General features: G+C 55.9%; 15 protein-coding genes. 3 read left to right on the plus strand and 12 right to left on the minus strand.

The window, feature by feature from the left end:
* Window positions 1–32: 32 nt before the first annotated feature.
* From ACN082_RS05235 to ACN082_RS05245, 3 genes are all read right to left on the minus strand, one after another.
* A complete protein-coding gene (locus tag ACN082_RS05235; RefSeq protein ID WP_419099784.1) occupies window positions 33–1,742 on the minus strand; it encodes a formate--tetrahydrofolate ligase in 1,710 nt (569 codons plus the stop codon).
* 175 nt (window positions 1,743–1,917) lie between these two features.
* Window positions 1,918–3,678: an ABC transporter ATP-binding protein gene (locus ACN082_RS05240; protein WP_419099785.1), complete on the minus strand. Its 1,761-nt coding sequence runs from the start codon at window positions 3,676–3,678 to the stop codon at window positions 1,918–1,920.
* Entirely contained in the window at window positions 3,671–5,281 is a 1,611-nt protein-coding gene (locus ACN082_RS05245) for an ABC transporter transmembrane domain-containing protein (RefSeq protein WP_419099786.1), read from the minus strand. The genes ACN082_RS05240 and ACN082_RS05245 overlap by 8 nt, the downstream gene beginning before the upstream one ends.
* 374 nt (window positions 5,282–5,655) lie before the next feature.
* On the opposite strand from ACN082_RS05245, the gene ACN082_RS05250 reads away from it, so the two are divergent.
* Window positions 5,656–8,259 carry a DEAD/DEAH box helicase gene (locus tag ACN082_RS05250; protein WP_419099787.1) on the plus strand — a complete coding sequence of 868 codons (2,604 nt, stop codon included), beginning with the start codon at window positions 5,656–5,658 and terminating at the stop codon, window positions 8,257–8,259.
* A gap of 8 nt (window positions 8,260–8,267) precedes the next feature.
* Here ACN082_RS05250 and ACN082_RS05255 read toward each other — a convergent pair whose 3' ends face one another.
* Together ACN082_RS05255 and ACN082_RS05260 are read right to left on the minus strand one after the other, a co-directional pair.
* The gene (locus tag ACN082_RS05255) at window positions 8,268–8,843 is read right to left on the minus strand and encodes a hypothetical protein (protein WP_419099788.1); all 576 of its coding nucleotides are present in this window, start codon (window positions 8,841–8,843) and stop codon (window positions 8,268–8,270) included.
* Complete coding sequence (locus tag ACN082_RS05260; RefSeq protein ID WP_419099789.1) at window positions 8,840–9,421, minus strand: hypothetical protein; 582 nt, start codon at window positions 9,419–9,421, stop codon at window positions 8,840–8,842. The genes ACN082_RS05255 and ACN082_RS05260 overlap by 4 nt, the downstream gene beginning before the upstream one ends.
* Window positions 9,422–9,526: 105 nt before the next feature.
* Here ACN082_RS05260 and ACN082_RS05265 point away from each other — a divergent pair, with 105 nt between their 5' ends.
* Window positions 9,527–10,921 (plus strand): alpha/beta fold hydrolase, encoded by a 1,395-nt coding sequence (locus ACN082_RS05265; RefSeq protein ID WP_419099790.1) that lies wholly within the window; start codon window positions 9,527–9,529, stop codon window positions 10,919–10,921.
* A 93-nt stretch (window positions 10,922–11,014) separates the two neighbouring features.
* On the opposite strand, the gene ACN082_RS05270 is transcribed toward ACN082_RS05265, so the two are convergent.
* The 6 genes from ACN082_RS05270 to coaE form a co-directional block, all read right to left on the minus strand.
* On the minus strand, window positions 11,015–11,464 hold the full coding sequence (locus ACN082_RS05270) for an SdpI family protein (protein WP_419099812.1): 450 nt from the start codon (window positions 11,462–11,464) through the stop codon (window positions 11,015–11,017).
* Window positions 11,465–11,590: 126 nt separating this feature from the next.
* A complete protein-coding gene (locus tag ACN082_RS05275; protein WP_419099791.1) occupies window positions 11,591–12,787 on the minus strand; it encodes a TerC family protein in 1,197 nt (398 codons plus the stop codon).
* A 188-nt stretch (window positions 12,788–12,975) separates the two neighbouring features.
* Window positions 12,976–14,157 carry an MFS transporter gene (locus ACN082_RS05280; RefSeq protein ID WP_419099792.1) on the minus strand — a complete coding sequence of 394 codons (1,182 nt, stop codon included), beginning with the start codon at window positions 14,155–14,157 and terminating at the stop codon, window positions 12,976–12,978.
* A gap of 57 nt (window positions 14,158–14,214) precedes the next feature.
* A complete protein-coding gene (uvrB, locus tag ACN082_RS05285) occupies window positions 14,215–16,353 on the minus strand; it encodes an excinuclease ABC subunit UvrB (protein WP_419099793.1) in 2,139 nt (712 codons plus the stop codon).
* Between the two features lie 213 nt (window positions 16,354–16,566).
* Window positions 16,567–18,330: a BCCT family transporter gene (locus tag ACN082_RS05290; protein WP_419099794.1), complete on the minus strand. Its 1,764-nt coding sequence runs from the start codon at window positions 18,328–18,330 to the stop codon at window positions 16,567–16,569.
* Window positions 18,331–18,567: 237 nt separating this feature from the next.
* A complete protein-coding gene (gene coaE, locus ACN082_RS05295; protein ID WP_419099795.1) occupies window positions 18,568–19,182 on the minus strand; it encodes a dephospho-CoA kinase in 615 nt (204 codons plus the stop codon).
* Window positions 19,183–19,266: 84 nt separating this feature from the next.
* Between coaE and ACN082_RS05300 the strand changes: the two genes are divergently transcribed.
* Window positions 19,267–19,956: an IMPACT family protein gene (locus ACN082_RS05300; RefSeq protein ID WP_419099796.1), complete on the plus strand. Its 690-nt coding sequence runs from the start codon at window positions 19,267–19,269 to the stop codon at window positions 19,954–19,956.
* Window positions 19,957–20,044: 88 nt separating this feature from the next.
* Here ACN082_RS05300 and ACN082_RS05305 read toward each other — a convergent pair whose 3' ends face one another.
* A complete protein-coding gene (locus tag ACN082_RS05305) occupies window positions 20,045–21,661 on the minus strand; it encodes an inorganic phosphate transporter (RefSeq protein WP_419099797.1) in 1,617 nt (538 codons plus the stop codon).
* Window positions 21,662–21,851 lie beyond the last annotated feature (190 nt).

Here is a 21,851-nt window from a genome sequence, read left to right on the forward strand (position 1 = left end):
GTGCGGGCGCTATTTACCGGTGATTACAATCTTTAGAACAGGCCCACCATAGTGCCGTTCTCATCGAACCCAATGCGCTCAGCAGCGGGTGATTTAGCTAGCCCGGGCATGGTACGCATGGTACCGCAGAGAGCGTACACGTAGCCAGCGCCTGCCGCCAGGCGTACTTCGCGCACGGGCAAAGTCCAGCCGGTCGGGGCGCCTTTGAGCGAGGGATCCGATGAAATGGAGAGGTGGGTTTTGGCGATCACCACGGGTAGGTTGCCGTAGCCCAGTTCCTCGTAGCGTGCCAGCTGCTTTGCAGCTGCTGGTGCCAGCTCAATGCCATCCGCACCGTAGACCTGAGTAGCCACCTTCTCAATCTTGGTGGCCAGGGGATCGGAGTCCTCGTAGGTGTAGGTCAATTCGCTCATGTCGTCGCAGGCCTCGGCCACAGCATCGGCAAGCTCTCTTGCGCCCTTCCCGCCCTCGGCCACACCACGGTGAATGGCAACGCGGGCACCGGCCTCCTCAGCGATCCGGCGAATAGTCTCGTGTTCAGACTCAAAATCTGTGGGGAAAGCATTGATAGCAACTACCGGTTGCACACCAAAGCCGCGGACAATCTCAAGGTGCTTAAGCAGGTTAGCCGCCCCGGCTTCAACATCGGCTGTGTTCTCCTCAAGCAGGCCTTCAGGCAGTGGCTTACCAGGTGTAATAGTGTAACGGCCCGAGTGCGATTTGAGCGAACGAACGGTCACTACTAGGACGGCGGCGTCGGGTTTGAGCCCCGATACACGGCACTTGACGTTGAAGAACCGTTCAGCCCCCATATCGGCACCAAAACCGGCCTCAGTAATCACATAGTCTGCGTGTTCGAGCCCCACATAGTCTGCAAGAACCGATGAATTGCCGGTGGCGATGTTGCCAAAAGGACCGGCATGAATCAGGGCCGGGGTTTTTTCAAGGGTCTGGAGCAGGTTGGGGTGGATAGCATCGGCAAGGAGAACTGCCATAGCGCCATCTGCTTTGAGGTCTGCGGCGGTCACGGGGTTGCCCTCTACGTTGAGGCCAACGACAACTTTGGCTAGTCGTGCTTGGAGGTCTTCAAAGCTGGTGGCCAGTGACAGAATCACCATAATCTCCGAAGCGCTGGTGATGTCAAAGCCACTTTCGCGGGGCACGCCGTCCATGCGGTCGCCCAGGCCTATGACGACGTTGCGGAGGGCACGATCGTTCATGTCAATCACTCGCCGCCAGGTGATAGAGCGGGTATCCAGACGCAGTTCGTTGCCGTGGTGCAGATGGTTATCAATCATAGCGGCAAGCAGGTTGTGAGCCGCTGTGACGGCATGGAAGTCGCCGGTCAGGTGCAAGTTCAGTTTCTCCATAGGGACGATTTGGGAGTAGCCGCCCCCGGCTGCACCGCCCTTAATGCCGAAAGTTGGGCCCATGGAGGGCTGGCGTAGGGTCAGCATAGCCTTACGCCCGGTAGCGGCCATGCCCTGAGCAAGTGAGACTGAGGTAGCGGTCTTACCTTCCCCCAGCGGTGTCGGGGTTACCGCCGTGACAACGATATATTTAGCGCCTTTTGCCAGCGCTCTCTCGGCCTTGGTGTCAGCCGTGAGTTTTACTTTGGCAAGGTACTTTCCGTAGGGTTCTAAACGGTCAAGGTCAATGCCAGAGGCTGTTGCGATCTCAGTAATCGGTTGCAGGGTCGCTGCTTGAGCGATTTCAAGATCGGTGGGAAAAGGCTTACTCATAGGGGTGTCCTTGGTTTTTGTGGTTATTGCCACTCATATTTTAGTGCGGGGGTACCCTGTTATCCGGGGTTCAGGCTACCAGCACACCGAGTTTTTGCGGAATGTTGAGGCTTTCTTCTAAGGGGTGGAGTACCACTCTAGGTTTCCAAGCACCCAGTCAATGCGCCTCTAGCGGTTAGGTGCGGGCAAAAATATGGTCCGGGGTTCCCTCGGCAACAAGCCTGCCCTCTTCTAGGAGAACGGCACGGTCAGCCAGTGATGCAATACGCGAATCATGCGAAATGATAATCACCGAACGGCCTTTCATGACCGCTGCCAGTGACTGGCTGGCATCTGCCAATTCAAGCTGGGTCGTTGACTCGTCAAGAATCACCACATGCGGGTTAGCTGCTACGATACGGGCAAGGGCAAGCTGTTGCACCTGGTCTCTGGTCAGTTCGTAGGACCCATCTCCAAGCTGGGTATCTAAGCCATCCGGTAATCGGCTAACCCAGTTTGCCCCCACGGCAAGGAGCGCATCAAGCATCTGGTCCCTATTAGCCTGAGGTGCCGCTACAGCAAGGTTCTCAGCTAGGGTCCCCACAAAGACGTGGGCCTCCTGGGTGCAAATCAGCAGAGCCGGGCGGTGGTCAGCTAGAGGCTCCGTCGGGTAGAGACCGTTCCCGACTATCTGACCCATGACCTGCACCCTTCCGCTATGGGCTGTGAGCGATCCTGCTATCAGTCGAGCCAGCGTCGTTTTACCGGACCCTGAACGCCCCACCAGGGCCAGGCTCTCCCCCTGTGCAACCGTGAGGTCTATGCCCTCAATAACAGGGCTCTGGGGATCGTACCCGTAGGTCACTCCTTGGAGCTTTACAGCCGCAGGGGGCCATGCTTGGACGGAGACAGTCTTACTCTGTTGACCGCTGGCTTCTCCCCGGTATTGTTCAGATTCCCGGCGGGCCTGCTGGGTATCTGACAGGTCAATGACACCAAAAACCCTGCCCATAGTCACGGTCATCTCGCGCAGACGATCCAGCCAGAAGGTGAAGATATCCGAGTCTACCCGCATGGAAAAGAGCATGATAGAGGCTGTTGAGACATCGCCCCAGGTGGCCCAACCCCGCCAAACACAGTAGGAGCCCCAGACCATAGCTAGCAGCAGAGGAAGGTAGGCGTTGAAAGCATCGACCGCCCAGAAGGTTGAACGGAGTACCACCATACGGTCGGAGATCCTGAATACCTCCCAAATTTTTTCCTCCTGGACACCGGAACGGGCCTGTTGGACCCCCAATTCTTGGATCGTTGTCGCACCACGAACGTTCTCTGTGGCCACAACGGTAAGCTCACTCATTGCCTCAGTTTTCCGCCGGGTTGTTGCGGCTATCCGGGGTAAGAAAATTGCCAGGGCAAGGGCCATGAGCACGAACATGGGAACGGTAACCAGACCGATTACCGGGCTCACCGTAAAAATTGTCACCGAAGTAATTACCATATATACGGAAATATGGATAAACTCCGGCAGACCGGTTGCCAGCACCAGTCGGACGCTATCAAGGTCATCGGTCAGGCGAGCAAGCAGATCACCGGAGCCCGCGTCCTCAATGGTTTGAGCATCGAGCTGGAGGGAAGCCTCCACCAGGTCAATACCCAGGTCACGGTTCAGGCGGACCCCCAATTTTTGCCCCTGAAAAGTCCAGGCTCTCGTCAGAAGCGACCCCAAAAGTACAGCACCCAATATGGTCAGCAGTATCTCCCAGGGGTAGCCGGTGAGCTGGCCGGTGGTGACCGCATCAACGAGCCGGCCCACCATAATGGGAGTAGCGAGGGCAGTAACCGAACTGGCAACAAAAAGTAGCATCAGCAGAGCCAACTGCCACGGCGTCTTGAGGACAGAGCACCCAAGCAACCGCCAGGTTGTCTTGCCATCCGTAATGGGCAAAAGATTAGCCATCGAGCTCACCTGCTTTCAGCCGTCGTTCGACCTCCATGGTCGTACTCACGATGTAGATTCGTTCAATGTGGGCCAGAACCCCAGGTTGCCCAGCGCGCTCTTCTAACTGGTTGAGAATGAACTTCTGGCTGGGTTCATCCACCGAGTTGAGAGGCTCAGTCAGGACCAGGGTATCTGCTCTTTGTGCCAGTGCCCTGGCAAGGGCGAGACGCTGGCGTTGGCCGCCCGAAAGATTGGTACCTTCGGAGGACAGTGCGCTTTTCACATAGCTTTCTGGGTCTCGTCCGCCCAGCCGAATAGCAATTTCTTCGGAGTCAGTGATTTTGAGTAAATCAACCATCTCGTCACGAGTTAGGGTGCCACGCCCTAGTGTCAGATGCTCAGAGAGAGTCCCGGCAAAGATGATGGGGTTAGGTTCCGAGAGCAAGATCCGGTGGTTATCTCCCTGCGAATCATCGCGGAGTTTCTGCACCAGGGTTTCAGCATACTCTTGGGCAGATATGCCGGCGCAGCGAGGGTTGATATAGTGAACGGCCCCTGTGCCAGAAGGCACCAAAACACGAGCGGTGTGGGCGCCTTGTGGGGCAGGCGGGGAAGCTGCAGAAGAGGCATCTGCAATCTCTCGTTTCAGCCGCACAACACGTTTGTAGGCAACACGAGCATTCCGCCAGGACATGAGCAGCATCTCCACTGACCAGATAGGGCCGGTCAGGGTACCGACAAGCCCCACGATAGTAACTAGTTGCCCTGCGGGTATGTCAGTAAGCCAGGTACCCTCTGGTGCAGCCCCGCGCAGCGCTAAGACCACCGCTAGCCAGGTCACTGTACCCACGAGCAGGTTGCGGGTGGCATAGGACCAGGTTTGAACACTCTCCAGGCGAATCTGGGAGGAGTAGACATCCTGAGCGGCCTGCCCGTAATGCCCCATCATGCGCTTCTGTGCCCCCAGGCCCAAGATTGTGCGGATAGAAGAAGCGATATCGGATGCCCGGGATGTGCTTACGCTAACCGTTTCACGGAATGCATCTGAGTGCTTTTCGATGAGCTTTGATACCCAGGTCAAGGTAATCATGGTCACGATAAGGCCCGTAAGAGCTACTAGAGCTATCAGCGGGCTAATCGTCCACAGCTGCCAGGTACCCAGCGATGTGACACCAACCGCCGAAAAAGCCAGAATCATCGGTTGCCACATCTGAGAGAGCGCCCGGGCGTCCTTATTCAAAATAGCGATGAGAGCACCGGGGTCACGGTGAGGTGCCCGGTCTATGAGATGGCTGATGTAGAGCCTCCAGTCACGTTCAATACGTGCAACCACCCGGAAGGTGAGGCCCCAACCCAGAAACTCGACCAGGCACAGATAGGCGATAACACCCGCCAGAACCATGATGGCATGATAGGCCTGGGTGCTCAGCCCTGAGCTGTGCAGGTCGATGATACGCCCCACAAGAACGGGCATAAATACTGTTGCCAGTGAAGCAAAGAAATCTAAGACAAAGGGGAGAAAATAGAGTGTTCTCCAACGGAAGCCCGGAGGGGCAATGCGGAACTTCTCAGTATTTTGTGTATTTTTGTGCTCGGATTGTTCGGTCCGATTCTTAGCCACGAAATTCTCTTTTCAATCACAAGATGTGCAAGGGGTAAATCTACCGGGCATAAAAATACCTACCGGTGTGAACGCCTCCCGGTAGGTTGATCTTGGTTGATCAGCTAGCTGAGTGCGCTAGCGGTGAGAAACCCAGGGGGAAGCAGAAGACGCCTGAAAGCGATGTGTGTTCATTTGTATGCTCCCCCTTTCGTGAGTTCGATATGCGGATATTTCCTTTGAATATCGTAGCCCCACCTCAGCTTATTTGACAAGCATCACATTTATATATTTTTTGTCTAATTTTCATGTGCTACCACCACGAGATGAAACGGAATGGGAGCCGTGCATTTACGCGGCTTGCCTTAGGGGCCTGCACTAAACTGGTTAACATCATGAAGATTCTTCAGTACCTTTCCCCATCCCTGGCAGATTCCACCAAGCACTACTACCGTGGAGATTTTGCAACCAACCCCCTCACCGGTGACGAAGCCTATGAGGCCTTTACCGAATGGATCGCAGCCCGGGGTATGGAGCTTTACCCGGCACAGGACGAAGCTGTCCTGGAGCTAGCCGCGGGCAATAACGTCATTCTGGCAACCCCCACCGGCTCCGGTAAATCCACTGTTGCTGTGGCCGCTCACTTTATAGGTATGGCCGCTGGTCAGCGCTCCTACTACACCGCCCCTCTTAAGGCGCTGGTCTCTGAAAAGTTCTTTGACCTGTGCGAGATTTTTGGTGCCGAGAACGTGGGTATGGTCACCGGCGATTCCTCTATCAATGCCGATGCGCCCATCGTCTGCTGCACCGCCGAGATTCTGGCGAATATCGTTCTTCGTGAGGGTGCTGGAGCCGACGTCACCCAGGTCATTATGGACGAGTTCCATTTCTACTCTGACCCCCAACGCGGCTGGGCCTGGCAGGCTCCCCTGCTTGACCTGCCCCAGGCGCAATTCCTGCTCATGAGCGCTACCCTCGGGGACACCAGCCGGTTTGAGCGGGAACTAACCGAGCTCACCGGGCGCGGTACCGCCCTGGTCACCAGCCAAACCCGCCCCATTCCTCTCAACTACTCCTACTCCCGCCAACCGCTGGTCGAGAAAGTTGACGAGCTGGTTTCCACCCACCAGGCACCGGTCTACATCGTTCATTTCTCTCAGCTCCAGGCTATCGACACGGCGGCTTCTCTAATGTCCCTGTCGATTGCGACCAAGCAAGAGAAAGAGAAAATCAATGAGCTCACTGCGGGATTCCGTTATTCTGCGGGTTTCGGCAAGGTGCTCCAAAAGTATATTAAGAACGGTATCGGCATCCACCATGCGGGTATGCTCCCCAAGTACCGCCGCCTGGTGGAGCAGCTAGCGCAGGCTGGCCTGCTCAAGGTCATTTGCGGCACCGACACCCTGGGTGTGGGCATCAACGTCCCCATTCGCACCGTGCTGATTACTGCTCTCTCAAAGTTTGACGGTCAGCGCACCCGCCGGCTCAAGTCCCGCGAATTCCACCAGATTGCAGGACGAGCTGGACGAGCTGGCTTTGATACCGCCGGCTACGTGGTTGTTCAGGCCCCCGAGCACGACATTGAAAATGAACGGCTCGAAGCCAAGGCTCGCGAAAAATTTAGTGGCGACGAGAAGAAAATAGCCCAGTCCCTTAGGGGTAAAAAGAAGAAACCACCGCAGGGCTTTGTGGCCTGGAGCGAGAAAACCTTTGAGCAGATCATTGAGGCTGAGCCAGAGCAGCTAAGTTCGTCCTTCCAGATCACTCACTCCATGATGCTCAATATGCTTCAGCGTGAGGCTGACCCCTTTGAGACCGTCATGCTCTTTTTGACCGCCAACCATGAGCCCCCTATCAAGCAGAGATCCCTCAAACGCAAGGCGATTGGTATCTACCGTGAACTACTCAACGGCGGGGTCGTGGAGCGCCTGGCTGAACCCGATGAGTTTGGTCGCACCGTCCGGCTTACCGTCTCCCTGCAAGAGAACTTTGCTCTGAACCAGCCGCTCTCCCCCTTTGCTATGGCTTCCCTCAGCCTGCTCGATTCTGAGAGCGATTCCTACGCCCTCGATGCGGTCTCTATCATCGAAGCGACCCTTGAGCGCCCCCGCCAGGTTCTTGTGGGTCAGGAGAAGAAAGCCAAGAGCCAAGCCCTAGCCGAGATGAAGGCCGAGGGCATGGACTACAACGAACGTATGGCTGAGCTGGATAAGATTACCTACCCCCAGCCCCTAGCGGAACTCCTTGAAGCCGCTTTTGAAACGTACTCGTCCGGTGCTCCTTTTATGAAAGAGTTCCAACTAGAGCCCAAGAGCGTAGTCCGGGACATGTATGAGCGGGCCATGGGCTTTGGCGACTATATCCAGTACTACGGGCTGGAACGTTCCGAGGGTATTCTGTTGCGTTACCTCTCCGATGCTTATAAGGCACTGCGCCAGACCGTTCCCCTCTCCGCCCTGACCGATGAGCTCACCGACCTGATTGAGTGGCTAGGAGAGGTGATCCGCCAGACAGACTCCTCCCTGGTTGATGAGTGGGAGCGTATGGCCTCCGGTGACGAGGGCCTACCCGCCCAGGACTCTCTGGAGGAACTGGTGGCAGAAAGCGCACCCGCTCTTACCGCTAACCCGCGTGCCTTTAAGGTCATGGTGCGTAACGCCCTCTTCCGCAGGGTGGAGCTGTTTGCCGATGAGCGCGACAAGATTCTGGGCCAGTTAGACGGCGAGCGCTCTGGCTGGGACTCTGACCGTTGGGCCGACGCTATGGACGATTACTTTGAGGAGTACGAGGATATCTACACCGATGCCGATGCTCGCTCCCCCCGTCTGCTGACAATTGACGATGATACTGCTGAGCACCCCGGTTTCTGGTTGGTCAGGCAGACCTTCTCGGACCCGGAGGAGAACCATGACTTCGGTATTGTTGCCAGAGTTGATTTGGCGGCCTCCGATGCGGAAGGCGCTCCCGTGGTGCTGATTGAGAGCGTAGGGGCTTTCTAGCCCAGCACTTACCGCAGGTTCACGGCGATCAGGACGCAGCCTGCTGCCCAGAGCAGGGAGACGAAAGTCCCCACGATGAACTTTTCGGCGGTCAGGTGCCCGGCTTTGATATCCGGGTACCTGGCTAGTCCTTTGATTGCAACGATGACAGCTAGAGCGCTTGTTTGTGCGGTGATGAGGCAGAGCGCTACTGCGAGCCGTTCGAAGATGCCGATGAGGCGGCCTCCGCCTTCGGCTTCGATACGTTCGTCGGACTGGGTGATGTCTGCACGTAGGTTTAGGATCCCCAGGGTGCCGGTGATGTGCTGGCCCTTGGGCTTTTCTTCTGTTTGTTTCTGTTTAATCTTCCCCACGAAGTAGATTGCTGGAGCTGACCCGCCCAAACAGCTCACCAGCACTGCGAGCGTTGTGGTCAGCTCACGGACCGGGGCTTCAAGGGGCTGTGCCAGGGTAGACAGCACAAGGGCCCCGCCGAGTAGGGTCATGAGAGTCCAGGTTTTGGGGGCGCTGGCGTTCTGGGTTTTTAGCCACAGCAGTGACAGGGTAAAAAGCGCTACCAGCAGGATGCAAATTACCAGGTTCATACATTCTCCTCAGCGAGTAGGGTTTTGAGCTCCTGTACCATGCGGCGGGTTTCTTGCCATCGTCCCTGTCTGAGGGCACGGCTGACCGCTGACTGGTAGGTTTGCAGGTGCGTGGCAATTTCTATCTGGGTCATGCCCTGCTCGTAGAGTTCTCCGATGGCCTGCCAGGAGTCGTTCCGGTCTTCTTCAAGCCCCATGACAAGTTGCAGGCTGGCTTCAATCAGTTCGGAAAATCTACCTGTTCCTTCAAAGGCTATGTGTCCGGCTGAGCGTTTGGCGCGCTCCACTGCGGTTCGCGCCTTCCTGTAGGCTTGGCCGTTCCCTTCGCGGGCATTGGCCGGTAGCGGCTCATTGACGGCACCGACCCCAATCCCGATATGCCAGGTTCCCTGGCGGGCCAGCACTAGGGCGGTTTCGAGCAGACCGTTTGGGTCATCGAAGACCGCTTGGACTTCGTCGCCTGCGGTGCGTTGGAAGGGCCTTAGCGGTGAGGCAATATTGCTGTTTCCGGCTAGGTCACTGTGCAGTTGGGGTACCAGGTCTTGGCCGGTTGAAGAGTTACGCTGGTCTACGGTCATGACAAACATATATAACAATATACTGTTATATCTTGGAATATAACAGTATATTGTTATATATAACGAGAGCTTAAAAGTCTTTTCCGTCCCTACTAGGAGGTCACCGTGGCCCTCTCTGCCCTACCAACACCCAGCCATCGTGTTGGGGCTAGACATACCATCGGCTCACTCAAATTCATCGATCACTGGTTCACCGTCCCCGCGACCCACGGCCTAATCTTTGGCAAGAGTGAGTCAGCGGCGCTAGAGTCCCGTTTTGCCCAGCAGAGCATGACCGTTTTTGCCCGTGAAGTAGTTGATATCTCCGAGGCTTTGACTCTTCCTGCAGATGAGCGCCCCTACATGGTCTACCTCCAGGGTGGGCCTGGCGGCAAAAGCCCCCGTCCGGCAATAGAGGGCGGCTGGGTGCAGGAGCTAGCACAGACCCACCGACTGGTGCTCTTAGATCAGCGCGGAACCGGCAACTCCACCCCGCTCTCTGCCAAGGCACTCGCCCAACTTGGGTCAGCAGAAGTTCAGGCAGAATACTGTGAGCTCTTCCGGGCAGACTCTATTATTGCCGATGCCGAGGTCGTCCGTAGCTTCCTTCTAGCTGACCGCAAAGATCAGCGCTGGTCCACAATGGGCCAGAGCTTCGGCGGCTTTTTGACCCTCAGCTACCTATCCTTCGCCCCTGAATCCATCAAAGATGCCCGCATGACGGCCGGGCTTGCCCCCATCCGCTCTCACCTTGATGAGGTCTACCGCTCAACCCTGGACCGTATGCAGGAACGGAGCGAGGAATACTACAGCTGGTACCCCCAGGACCGCGAGCTGGCGGCCCGTATCGCGCAGCACCTTGCTACCCATCAGGAAGTCTTACCCACCGGTGAACGGCTGACACCCCATCGCCTGCAGATGCTGGGTCACCTTCTGGGCGGCAACGGGCGGGCACGCAACCTGCACTATATTCTGGAGTCTGCTTTTGCCGAGTCAAAAAACTGGCTGTCCGACCAATTCTTGACTGCGGTGAGCGCACAGGTTAGTTTCGCATCAGCTCCCCTTTATGGGCTTCTCCACGAGAGTATCTACGCAGACGGGGCGCCAGGATCCCCCTCCCCCGCACCGACTCGCTGGTCAGCAGCCCGTATGCACGCCGAGCGCCCAGAATTTGCAGAAGATGCAGAAAACCTGCTCTGGCTGGGCGAGCATATCTTCCCCTGGTACTTTGAGGAGGACCCCGCCCTTCGCCCACTCGCCGATGTCGCCCACCTGCTGGCTGAAAAGCAGGACTGGGGCAGGCTCTATGACCACGAACAGCTGGCTCAGAACCGGGTGCCTCTAGCGGCGGCGGCCTATGTGCCCGATGTCTTTGTCGATTACACCCACTCTATGAAGACCGCCGATTTTGTGGGGAACACCCGCGTGTGGACCTCGCAGACTCACCACCATGACGGTCTAGGAGTCGATGGCCCGGCCATCCTGGGTCATCTAAAGAACCTGCTAGCGGATATGCGCTAGATCTACGAAAGCAAAAGCCAGGTGCTCGCCCCTGATCAGGGTCAGCGCCTGGCTTTTTGCCTGAGCTATCGAATAATCATCTAGGTAAGTCAGCTATAGCTTTCGGCTCTGGCGCTCTAACCACTCTTGATGAGCAGTATGAGCCGCAGTCTTAACAGAAGTAGCTGAAAGTACAAGTAATACAGAACCCGTCAGGAGCAAGGCGCCTATACCGCAAGGAATAGCGAAAGGTGATTGCAGAAACCAACCCAAAACAAAGGTAAGGCCAGCGCCCACAGCCTGCACCAATGCCAGGATCCGCAAGGCGGGGACAGCAGCGCGGTGTCCAGCTTCCCAAGCGGCATCAGATTGCAGAGTCGATGCTGTACGAAACCCAATAACCCCATTGGGAGGCAGGCGGCCATGTGCTCCCATCTGAGCTGTCACCACAAATACTATGCTTGCCCCTACTAAAGAAATAACAAGCGGTAGATAGTCTATGAGCGACACAGTCGGACCCCCTCTTGTTGACTGAGCTGAGACTGCCTTTAATATATCTCTCATTCTAGGCGCATAGCAGCGGTGATAAAGCAAAACAAAACCGCCAGCATCTGCCCGTAAGGGCAAGATACTGGCGGCATCGGCCAAGAAGGTCAGCAAATCCCAGGGACCAGTCTCGAACCTCTTCCCTTAGGCAGTGTGCTCCGCATGGGCCGTGCGAGCACGATGCACCAGATCCTGGTACTCCGCCTCGGACTCAATCAGCTCATCCCGGTATTTCTGAGGAATTTTACGTGACTTAGCGGCCGCAGCATCTAACTTGCTCTGAAGCTCAGCACGCTGTGCGGCAGGAGCATGAGCAGGTAGGTTCAGGTATTCATCAGAGAGATTCTGAACCTTCTGGATGGTAGCAAGTGCCCTACCCTTAGGGGAATACAGTGAAGCAAGAACTGTCATGACTAGGACACTGATAATGACTGCCAAGGACAGCTCAATACCAACCTCTATCACCTGAACGGGTTGCCCATCGTTGAGGAAAAACAGAGTATTCTCGTGCAAAGCGTGGAGCAAGAGCTTGACCCCGATGAAGGCCAAGACAATAGACAGGCCCCAGGAGAGGTAAATCAGGCGGTCCAGCAGGCCGTCAATCAGGAAGTAAAGCTGACGCAAGCCCATCAGTGAGAAGGCTGTTGCGGTAAAGACAATGTAGGCCTCCTGGGTCAGGCCAAAGATTGCGGGAATTGAGTCCAGCGCAAAGAGAATATCGGTGCCGCCGATAGCTACCATAACGAGCAGCATGGGGGTCATGACCTTCTTGCCGTTTTCAAGGGTGAAGAGCTTATCGCCATCGTAGTAGTCAACGGTGTGTAAGACTCTCTTTGCCAGACGGATAACGATGTTATTGGCTTCGCCTTCTTCCTCTTTATCGGTAATTTCACCCTTGATCAAATTGCCCGCAGTGTAAATAAGTACCAGACCAAAGAGGTAGAAGATCCAGCTAAAGGTATTAATCAAAGCGACACCGGCAAGGATGAAAACAGTGCGAGCTATCAGAGCAAAGACAATGCCAAAGAGAAGCACCTTCTGCTGGTCGGCGCGCGGCACCTTAAAGCTGGCCATAATGATGAGGAAGACAAAAAGGTTATCAACGCTCAGGGCCTTCTCGGTGATGTAGCCGCCGTAGTATTCGGCGGCGAACCGGGTGCCGTCCCAGAAAAGGATGACCAGGCCAAAAGCTAGTGCCAAACCAATGTAGAGAGCCGACCAGATAGCGGCCTCTTTAATGGTGGGCTCGTGAGCCTTCCGCACATGGAAGAAAAAATCGTACGCTAAAAGCAGGAGGATAACCGCGATAGTTACCGCCCACTGTAAACCACTAATATGCATGAGAGCCTTTCTTGTGGTTGAGGGTTAACCAAAATCCACAAGTCTCTCCCAACCACCTTAGCTTATGTGGTTTCCTGCCCCGGTTGGGCGCCATCGATCAACGTGCTGACGAAACAGGAATTAGCGGGATACTCCCTTGCTCGAACCTTAACTATAACCTACGCGGGCACCGTTTGAACAGCGACTACTCAGGAACGGGCGTCTCGTAAGCCCATCCCAAGAGCACAGAGAGCTAGGATAAGTGCCGCTACCACCCAGGCAGTTGCAAAATTGGTGGACTGTTCAAGAGCCCCAATGGCAAGGGCCCCCAGTCCGGTACCAATATCAAAATGTGAGTTCCAAGCAACCGATGCTCGCTGGGTAGCATCGGCTCCCCCGGCATCGCTCAGGGCGCGCACCATAGTTACCGATTGCAGGAAGCCGTAGCCAAAGCCCATGATGGATGCGCCTAGGAGAAAGAAGAGCACAGAAAGAGAGCTCGCCCCATCCATCAGGGCAAGCAGAACCAGCCCCAGAGCGACGAATCCCAGTACCGGTGTCATCAGCAGGCGGGTCCCAAAGCGGTCGGTAAGTGAACCGCCGTAGAGACGGGTGGGGGTAGCTAGGAGGCAGAGCAGGAGCAAGCCGCCTGTAGCCAGTGTTGCGGTGGGCGCTATTTCAGTGGAAAAAGTCATGAAGGCACCGCCCACTGAGGTCACCAGGGTGAGCGTCAGTAGGGCGGGCCAGATACGTTTGATGATCGTAGTGGTCGAGGTCTTAGGGGTAGCAGATATTGTTGGCTTGCCCTCTTGGTCTTGTGCCAGATAGCGATCAACGGAGCGTCCCAGCTGAAAAGCAAAGGGTGCGGCGAGCGCAGCAATCGCGCCCACAGCAATGACGGGCCGGTGCCCAAAGACTTCGATAGCCCAGGGGGCAACCGGGGTGAAGAACATTTGTGAGCCAGCTGCGGCTAGTCCGTAGAGGCCCACCGCCCGGCCTCGGTATTCCAGGGGAACCAGGTAGGACATAGCCGAAGAACAGCAGACCGTGACAATGCCAAAGCCGACCCCTCGCAGGGCTGAGGTCAGCAGGATATTGGTCAGGGCAGGGCTGAGGAGCTGAATGAGGGAGGGTAGACCTAAGAGGATTGTGCCAAGGGGCAGTACATGTGCCCAGGAAAAATGGCGGGTAAGGGTGGGCACCGAGAACTGCGTGGCCACGGTGACAGCCATGAGTACAGCGTTGGTTGCGCCTGCCCCGAAGGAGCCAGCACCGCCGGCTACAGCCCAGGCAGGTGAGGCCGGGAGCAGAACGGCAAGGCTGCTAATGCTCAGACCAAATGTGATGAGAATTTGAGGCATACCGGGCATGCGGGCAACACTCTGCTTCACGGTGGCTCCTAGAAAAGGTAAGGACACAAACCGCACAATTCTACCACCCTTCCGGGTTTAGGCGTGCCCCGCTGCCTGCATCTGCCGTAGTTCCTTCTTCAGGTCGGCTATCTCATCTCGTAGGCGGCCTGCCAGCTCGAATTTGAGTTCTTCAGCGGCCTGCATCATCTGTGCGTGCATGTCTTCAATCAGGCTCATCAGGTCCTCGGCGGGAGCGGCGGCAAGTCCGTCGGCACGTACCTTGGCTTCGGCCTTTTTCAGAAGTTCCTCGGCTTCCGGTGAGGTAGCCGCGTACTTGGTGCCCTTTTTGGATGCAGTCTTTGCATTACCCTTGCGCGAGGCAAGGAGCTCAGCGGTGTCCTCTGATTCGCGGGCCAGCTTGTCAGTGATATCGGCTATCTTCTTTCGCAGAGGCTGCGGATCAATGCCGTGTTCCTTGTTGTAGGCCTGCTGTATCTGGCGGCGGCGGTTGGTCTCGTCAATGGCCACCCGCATAGAGTCGGTGATTTTATCGGCGTACATGTGTACTTGTCCGCCCACGTTACGGGCGGCACGCCCGATGGTCTGAATCAGCGAGGTAGTGGAGCGCAAGAAACCTTGCTTATCGGCATCGAGGATAGCGACCAGTGAGACTTCGGGCAGGTCCAAGCCCTCACGGAGCAGGTTGATACCCACCAGAACATCAAAAACGCCCTGGCGCAGTTCGCTCAATAGTTCCACACGGCGTAGGGTATCCACATCGGAGTGCAGGTACTGGACCTTGACCCCGTGTTCAAGCAGATAGTCGGTCAAATCCTCTGCCATACGCTTGGTCAGGGTGGTCACCAGTATGCGCTCATCCCCCTGGACCCGCACACGGATTTCTTCAAGCAAGTCATCAATCTGCCCCTGGGTGGGCTTAACGACAATTTCAGGGTCAACCAGACCCGTGGGGCGAATAATCTGCTCCACGACCCCATCGGCCTGAGCCAGTTCGTACCTACCGGGGGTTGCTGAAAGGTAGACGGTCTGGCCGATACGGTCCAGGAACTCCTCCCATTTCAGGGGGCGGTTATCCATGGCTGAGGGCAGGCGGAAACCGTGCTCCACCAGGGTTCGTTTACGGCTCATATCGCCCTCAAACATGGCACCAATCTGAGGGATCGTGACGTGGGATTCATCCACAATCAGCAGGAAGTCATCGGGAAAATAGTCCAGTAGGCAGTGAGGCGCAGTTCCCCGGGCGCGACCGTCGATATGGCTGGAATAGTTCTCGATGCCGTTGCAGAATCCCATCTGCTCCATCATTTCCAGGTCATACTGGGTGCGCATCCGCAAGCGCTGGGCTTCAACCAGCTTATTCTGAGACTCTAGTTCTTGGAGCCGTTCCCGCAGTTCATCCTCAATAGAGCTAATGGCCCTTGCCATGCGCTCAGCACCGGCAACATAGTGCGAGGCAGGGAAGACATACATTTCCTCTTCCTCACGGATGACCTCACCGGTAAGTGGGTGCAGGGTGTAGATAGCCTCAATTTCATCCCCGAAGAATTCCACGCGAATAGCGTTTTCCTCATACATGGGGATAATTTCTACGGTATCGCCGCGCACCCTGAAGGTTCCGCGGTGGAAGTCCATATCGTTGCGTGCGTACTGCATGCCCACAAAACGACGGAGTAGCTCGTCTCTGTCTAGTTCTTGGCCCCGCCGCAGAGTAACCATCTGGGCCACATACTCTTCGGGGGTACCCAGCCCATAGATGCAGGAGACGGTTGCCACCACCACCACATCGCGGCGAGTCAGCAGGGAGTTGGTGGCAGAGTGACGCAGTCTCTCTACTTCCTCATTGATAGACGAGTCCTTCTCAATGAAGGTATCGGTCTGCGGCACATAGGCTTCGGGCTGGTAGTAGTCGTAATAGCTGACAAAATACTCCACCGCGTTATGAGGCAGTAGTTCACGCAGTTCGTTGGCCAACTGGGCGGCCAGGGTCTTGTTCTGGACCATGACCAGAGTAGGCCTCTGGACAGCTTCAATGAGCCAGGCGGAGGTTGCCGACTTACCGGTACCGGTCGCGCCCATCAGAACAATATCTTTTTCACCGTTCTGCACTCGTTCGGTGAGCTCAGCAATAGCTTTGGGCTGGTCGCCCGCTGGCTGATATTCGGAGACGACTTCAAAGGGGGCAACAATCCGGTTGATTTCCTGGGCAAGACTCATGCCCCTACCCTACCGAAAAACCAGGGCAAAAACTAGAACACCAGTACGAATATTCAGCCTCTAGAGCTTACAGGCAGAAGGTTACTGGTTCTCGCCCCACTACCCTCCCCAGGCAAAAACTGCTGGCTTACTCCCCATCTTCTAGGCAGTAAGCCAGCAGTATATCTTGCTGAACAGGAATAGCTCCATCCCCTCAGGCAGACCTGAGATACCCTAAACCTGCTTCTCTTGCTGGGCCTTCTCAGTGGCGTCCAAGGCTACAGTTTCAGCAGTCACTACAGGAATCTGTCCCGTCTTGGGCACCAGGCCCTCATATTCCGGCTCTGAGCCTAACTCATACTCGGGGCGGATGGTGACTTCACCAATGGACGAGAAGTCTTCCTGGGCTCGGCGGTGGTATTCCTCCACGGGGAGAACCTGTTTCCACTGGCGGGTCTTCATGGGTGGCAGTTCACCAGCGTCTTCTCGTAGGGCCCGCACCAGCATCCATATCTGCATAAACCCAATGAGCCAGACGGGGAAGCCGATGACCACAATGACGTTCTGCAAGGCAAGGAGCCCGTTATCGCCTGCTGCCACAAGAATTGAGGCTGACACAAGACCGATGGAGGCAGCCCAGAAGACCCCCTGCCGTTTGGGTGCCGGGTCTTCGTGCCCGTTAGCGATTGCATCCATGACCAGAGCGGCTGAGTCGATCGAGGTGATAAAGAAAATGGTAATCACCAGAAGAGCAACCACCGCAACCACTGGGAAGAGGGGAAAATGGCTCAAGAACTCAAAGAGCGCGGCGGGAATATCGCCCTGCTCAACAACGGTCTGCACCAGGGTGCCGTTCTCCTTGCGCTCAATGTTAAAGGCGCTTAGCCCGAAGACACCAACCCAAATCAGGGTGAAAGCGGTAGGGGCAGACAGTACACCCACCACGAACTGGCGGATAGTGCGCCCCTGGGAAATCTTAGCGATAAAGAGGCCGACAAAAGGTGCCCAGGTCACAGTCCATGCCCAGTAGAAGACCGTCCAGCTGCCGATCCAACCGGTATCGGCAAAGGCGTCGTTAAAGAGCATCATGACGGGGAGCTTCTGCAGGAAGTAGCCGGCAGATTCAACGGTTCCCAGGGTGACGAAACGGGTAGCTCCCGTCATGAGGATAAAAATCATCAGAGCAATAGCCAAGAGGATATTAATGTAGGACAGTCGCTTAACACCCTTATCCATACCCATGAGCACAGAGGTGATACCCGCGGCCGTAATGATGGCCACGATGCCTGCCTGGATAATACCGCCCAGGGGAAGTCCGTACATGATCCCCATGCCTGAATTAAGCTGGAGGGCACCCATACCTACAGAGACTGCGATACCAAAAACGGTAGAAATAATGGCTACCGAGTCGATGAGTTTACCGATGGGTCCGTGGATACGTTCGCCCAGCAGGGGCTGGAAGATCGAGGAAACGCGCGGGGGTAGCTTACGTTTATAGGTGAAGTAGCCAAAAGCCAAAGCAGGTACCGTCAGAATAATCCACACGCCCAGACCAATATGCCAGTTAGCAATCGCTAGAGCATCGAGTGCCGCGTGATCAGACTGTGGTGCTACGCCATCGTAGGGTGGCTTGGCGTAATGAGAAATGGGCTCAGCAGCACCCCAGAAGAGCAAGACAGCACCCACACCTGCGGCAAAGAGCATACCGAACCAGGCCAATCCTGAGTATGCGGGTTCAGCATCGTCGTCACCAATTTTGATACGCCCGAAACGGCTCATGGCCATATAGACCAAGAAAAAGAAGAAAATGGCAATACCCAGGGTGTAAACCCAGCCCAGGTATTTAATGATGAAGCCGGAAACCGCGCCGATACCGTCTGACATCGTGGTGGGAAAAGCCGCCATCAAGGCCGTGAAAAGCACGATAAAGAAGGCCGAGGAAAAGAAAATTGCAGGGCTGGTTCTCAGCCCTAAGAGGTTGTGTAGCTTAGTCAGCACGGTCAATCCCGGTGGAAAATGCGATTCCCTCTGCCCGGCTTTCTTGCATCCACCAGCCGCAGAGGTGCCACCCAATATCTAGGCAGCGCCTTTAATACTAAGTCAGCTTTATATTGTATTTCCACTGCATACCCAGGCCACTTGATTTTTAGACACAGGCCCGTTCTCGCCCGTCAATACTAGTCAGAACAGATCTTTCTCACAGTTGCACCCCATCGACTGACTGCATAAATAACTCTATGAGAACTCTCTCCCCGTGATTTTTCCATACACCCTGCCTACTTGTTCCTCCGTTTCTGCAAGCGAACCGGAGTTATCAATGACCCAGGTAGCAAGAGCGCGGCGTTCCTGGTCGGTAGCCTGCGCATTCATGCGTGCAAGGGCATCAGCCTCTGACATACCTCGGAGTTCAACCAGCCGTCTGAGCCGCTCCGCTGGGTCAGCCTCAACCACAATCACACCGTCAAAACGGTTAGCTTGCCCCGTCTCAACCAGCAGGGGAATATCTTCAACAATGACCCCGCTCTGCCCCAGCTTTTCTGCGGCCTTATCCCTCTGTCGCTGGGCCTGAACCCGAATCGCCGGATGAATAATGGAGTTTAGCTTCTCTCTCTTGCTCTCATCAGCAAAGACCAGTGAGGCCAGGGTAGCACGGTCAAGGCTACCGTTCTTAGCCAGCACACCCTGCCCAAATGCACGCACAACCTCAGCAAACACAGGCTGACCAGGTTGCATCAAGTCACGACCGATAGCATCGGCATCAATCAGGGTAGCACCCAGCTTGACCAAGATCTGAGCCACCGTTGATTTACCGGAACCGATTCCCCCGGTCAGACCGATATGAATAACCATTGTGTTCTCTTCCTCTTACCTATGTGCTGTGCCAGTTCCGTTTCCTAGCCTAACGGCTTTCCCGGGCCACTTTAGAATGGACACATGAGTGATAAAACCCGCGCCAACCGCTATACCGTACTTGCAAGCAAGGAGCCGGTCCGTCATCTCCTTGAGATCAAACGAAGCGAGTTTATCTGCTATCTACTCCGGGTTGAATCTGAGCCCCAGGCGCGCGCCTTCATCGAATCTAAACGCAAGCAGTACCACGATGCTCGGCATGTATGTTCCGCCTTTGTCATAGGGGCAGACCGTGACCTCCAGCGCTCTAGTGATGACGGTGAACCCGCTGGTACAGCCGGGGTGCCCATGATGCAGGCCTTGCTGGCCCGCAGGGCCCAAGGCCGAGAGGGGCAAACAGCTGACCTCTCAGATATTTGTGCTGTGGTAGTACGCTACTTTGGTGGTATCAAGTTGGGGGCAGGTGGGCTGGTCAGAGCTTACACAGAGGCTGTCGCCGCTGCCCTCGATACCGCCCGGCTCACCCCCCGAGAACGTCTCCGACTGGGTCTTATCAGCGTCCCCCATTCCGAGGCTGGACGATTAGAGAACGATTTACGAGCGCAGGGCTACGCTGTGCTGGGAACAGACTACAGCGCCTCCCATGCCGAAATTACGGTGGCTGTCTTTGACGATTCGCAGCTACAGGCAAGGACGGAGGATATGCTGGCCCAGATTTCAGCCGGTGCTTACCATATCGAGTGGGCAGGCACCGAGTGGGTTGATAGGCCCTAGAACAATCTATCTGCAGATCTGCCAGATAGGGCAAAGCCCCGGTAAGCCTGGCTTGGAGGGACTTACCGGGGCTTTGGGCATCCAGCTTTTAGAAGAGGGCAGAGATGATCAGAACGCCACCGGCGCCGATTGCGGCTGAGATAGGTAGGGTGATAATCCAGGCCAGGGCGATGGGGCGCATCAGTTTCCAGTTGGCGGAGTGGTTGACAATACCGACGCCGAGAACCGCACCAATCAGAATGTGGGTGGAGGAGACCGGCAGACCGAGAACCGACGCTGCCATGACCACACCTGCAGCCGCTAGCTCCGCAGCAAAGCCTGATGATGGGTGCATTTTGGTTAGACCGTGACCTACCGTAGCAATGACCTTGCGGCCCACAAACCAGAGCCCGGCAATCAGTGCAACTCCGAAGGTGATGAGGGCAGGGAAGGGAACGATAGCTTCCTTGGCGATAAGACCGGTTTTCAGTACGTCGAGGATAGCCACGAAAGGACCGATCGCGTTAGCGATGTCATTAGCGCCGTGGCTGAAGGCGAAGGCTGCAGCGGTAAATACCTGGAGCCAGGCGAAGATAGTAAAGGTTGCCCGGGAGAGTTCTTGATGCTGAAGACTGCGTGCGAAGATAGTGACACTGACCCAGGTAATGACAGCTACCATGACCATAATCAGGATGTTACCCATGGACGAGATGCCCAGGTTGAGTTTATTGAGCCCCTTGAAAAGTAGCATGGCTGTGATAAGAACAGATCCGGCTGCTGCCAGCACTGGGACGTAAACTTCAAGGGCCCGGTGGGAGTCCTTACTCTTTGCTTTCTTATCAAGTTTATGGACCTGGCGGTAGTATTCGCTTTCTGGTGCATCGGGGTCCAGCTTCTTGAGCTTAAACTTTTTCTTGCGAAGCATGGCGTTGGAGTAGGCATCCTGCTGCAGGTCTGTAATGCGTTGGAAGCCAACGTGCGGGGTGTGGGTGGCTCGCTCTTCTTCCATGCGCTTTTTCAGTTCGAGCATGGCGGCATCAATTTTTTCGTTATAGCCCAGGATGTACTTCTTGATAAAGCCGAAGAGAAGCCAGGCGAAGAGACCACCGAGAACGGGCGAGATGACCCAGGAGAGAGCGATTTGGCCGATCTTGCTCCACTGAACCATGTCCAGGCCCCCGGCGCCGGTGGTGAAGCCCGTGGTCAGGGCAGCACCAACGATGCCACCGATGATGGAGTGAGTGGTGGATACCGGCCAGCCCATGCGGGTTGCGACAAGTAGCCAAATGGCAGCACCGAGGAGGGCTGACATCATGATGTAGACGAACTGCATGGGTGCCAGGTCTATGGCCCCTAGATCTACGATGCCGCTGCGGACTGTGCCGGTGACTGACCCGCCTGCGATAACGGCACCGGAAACCTCGAAGACAGCTGCGATGAGCAGGGCCTGTTTGATGGTGAGAGTCCCGGCACCAACGCTGGTGCCGAAGGAGTTAGCGACGTCGTTGCCACCGATGTTGAAGGCCATGAAGAGGCCTAGGAGAACTGCTACACCTAGGATGATGGCCTGGCTGGGCTGGTCGACGTAGCTAACTGACCAGAAGGTAAACAGGGTGAATGCCACAGCCATGAGCCCGCCGAATCCCAGGTGCCACCATTTGTCGGTGGTGTCTCGTTGTAAGGCAGGAGTTGCAAGATCTGAACCCGAATTCGCGCTGGAATCCACAGGGCCCCCTTCATAGAGTTTTGGTTTGGCTTGCGGGCGCAATTGGAGCCCTGTTAATAGTCTGTGCACAAGGTTAACAAATGGTTAACTGACGCTAGCCTTTGCATGAACTATCGGGGTGATAGTGCATGCAAAGGGCCCTCCCCATACTTGGTGGGGAGGGCCCTTGGTAGCTTGACGGGCTGTTTAC

This window comes from Rothia sp. CCM 9417, assembly GCF_048513575.1.
Lineage (GTDB): Bacteria > Actinomycetota > Actinomycetes > Actinomycetales > Micrococcaceae > Rothia.

Bases quoted from the DNA above. Each gene is read 5' to 3' on its own strand.
- ACN082_RS05235 (WP_419099784.1), bottom strand. From the start codon at position 1,742: ATGAGTAAGCCTTTTCCCACCGATCTTGAAATCGCTCAAGCAGCGACC.
- ACN082_RS05240 (WP_419099785.1), bottom strand. From the start codon at position 3,678: ATGGCTAATCTTTTGCCCATTACGGATGGCAAGACAACCTGGCGGTTG.
- ACN082_RS05250 (WP_419099787.1), top strand. From the start codon at position 5,656: ATGAAGATTCTTCAGTACCTTTCCCCATCCCTGGCAGATTCCACCAAG.
- ACN082_RS05255 (WP_419099788.1), bottom strand. From the start codon at position 8,843: ATGAACCTGGTAATTTGCATCCTGCTGGTAGCGCTTTTTACCCTGTCA.
- ACN082_RS05260 (WP_419099789.1), bottom strand. From the start codon at position 9,421: ATGACCGTAGACCAGCGTAACTCTTCAACCGGCCAAGACCTGGTACCC.
- ACN082_RS05270 (WP_419099812.1), bottom strand. From the start codon at position 11,464: ATGAGAGATATATTAAAGGCAGTCTCAGCTCAGTCAACAAGAGGGGGT.
- ACN082_RS05275 (WP_419099791.1), bottom strand. From the start codon at position 12,787: ATGCATATTAGTGGTTTACAGTGGGCGGTAACTATCGCGGTTATCCTC.
- uvrB (WP_419099793.1), bottom strand. From the start codon at position 16,353: ATGAGTCTTGCCCAGGAAATCAACCGGATTGTTGCCCCCTTTGAAGTC.
- coaE (WP_419099795.1), bottom strand. From the start codon at position 19,182: ATGGTTATTCATATCGGTCTGACCGGGGGAATCGGTTCCGGTAAATCA.
- ACN082_RS05300 (WP_419099796.1), top strand. From the start codon at position 19,267: ATGAGTGATAAAACCCGCGCCAACCGCTATACCGTACTTGCAAGCAAG.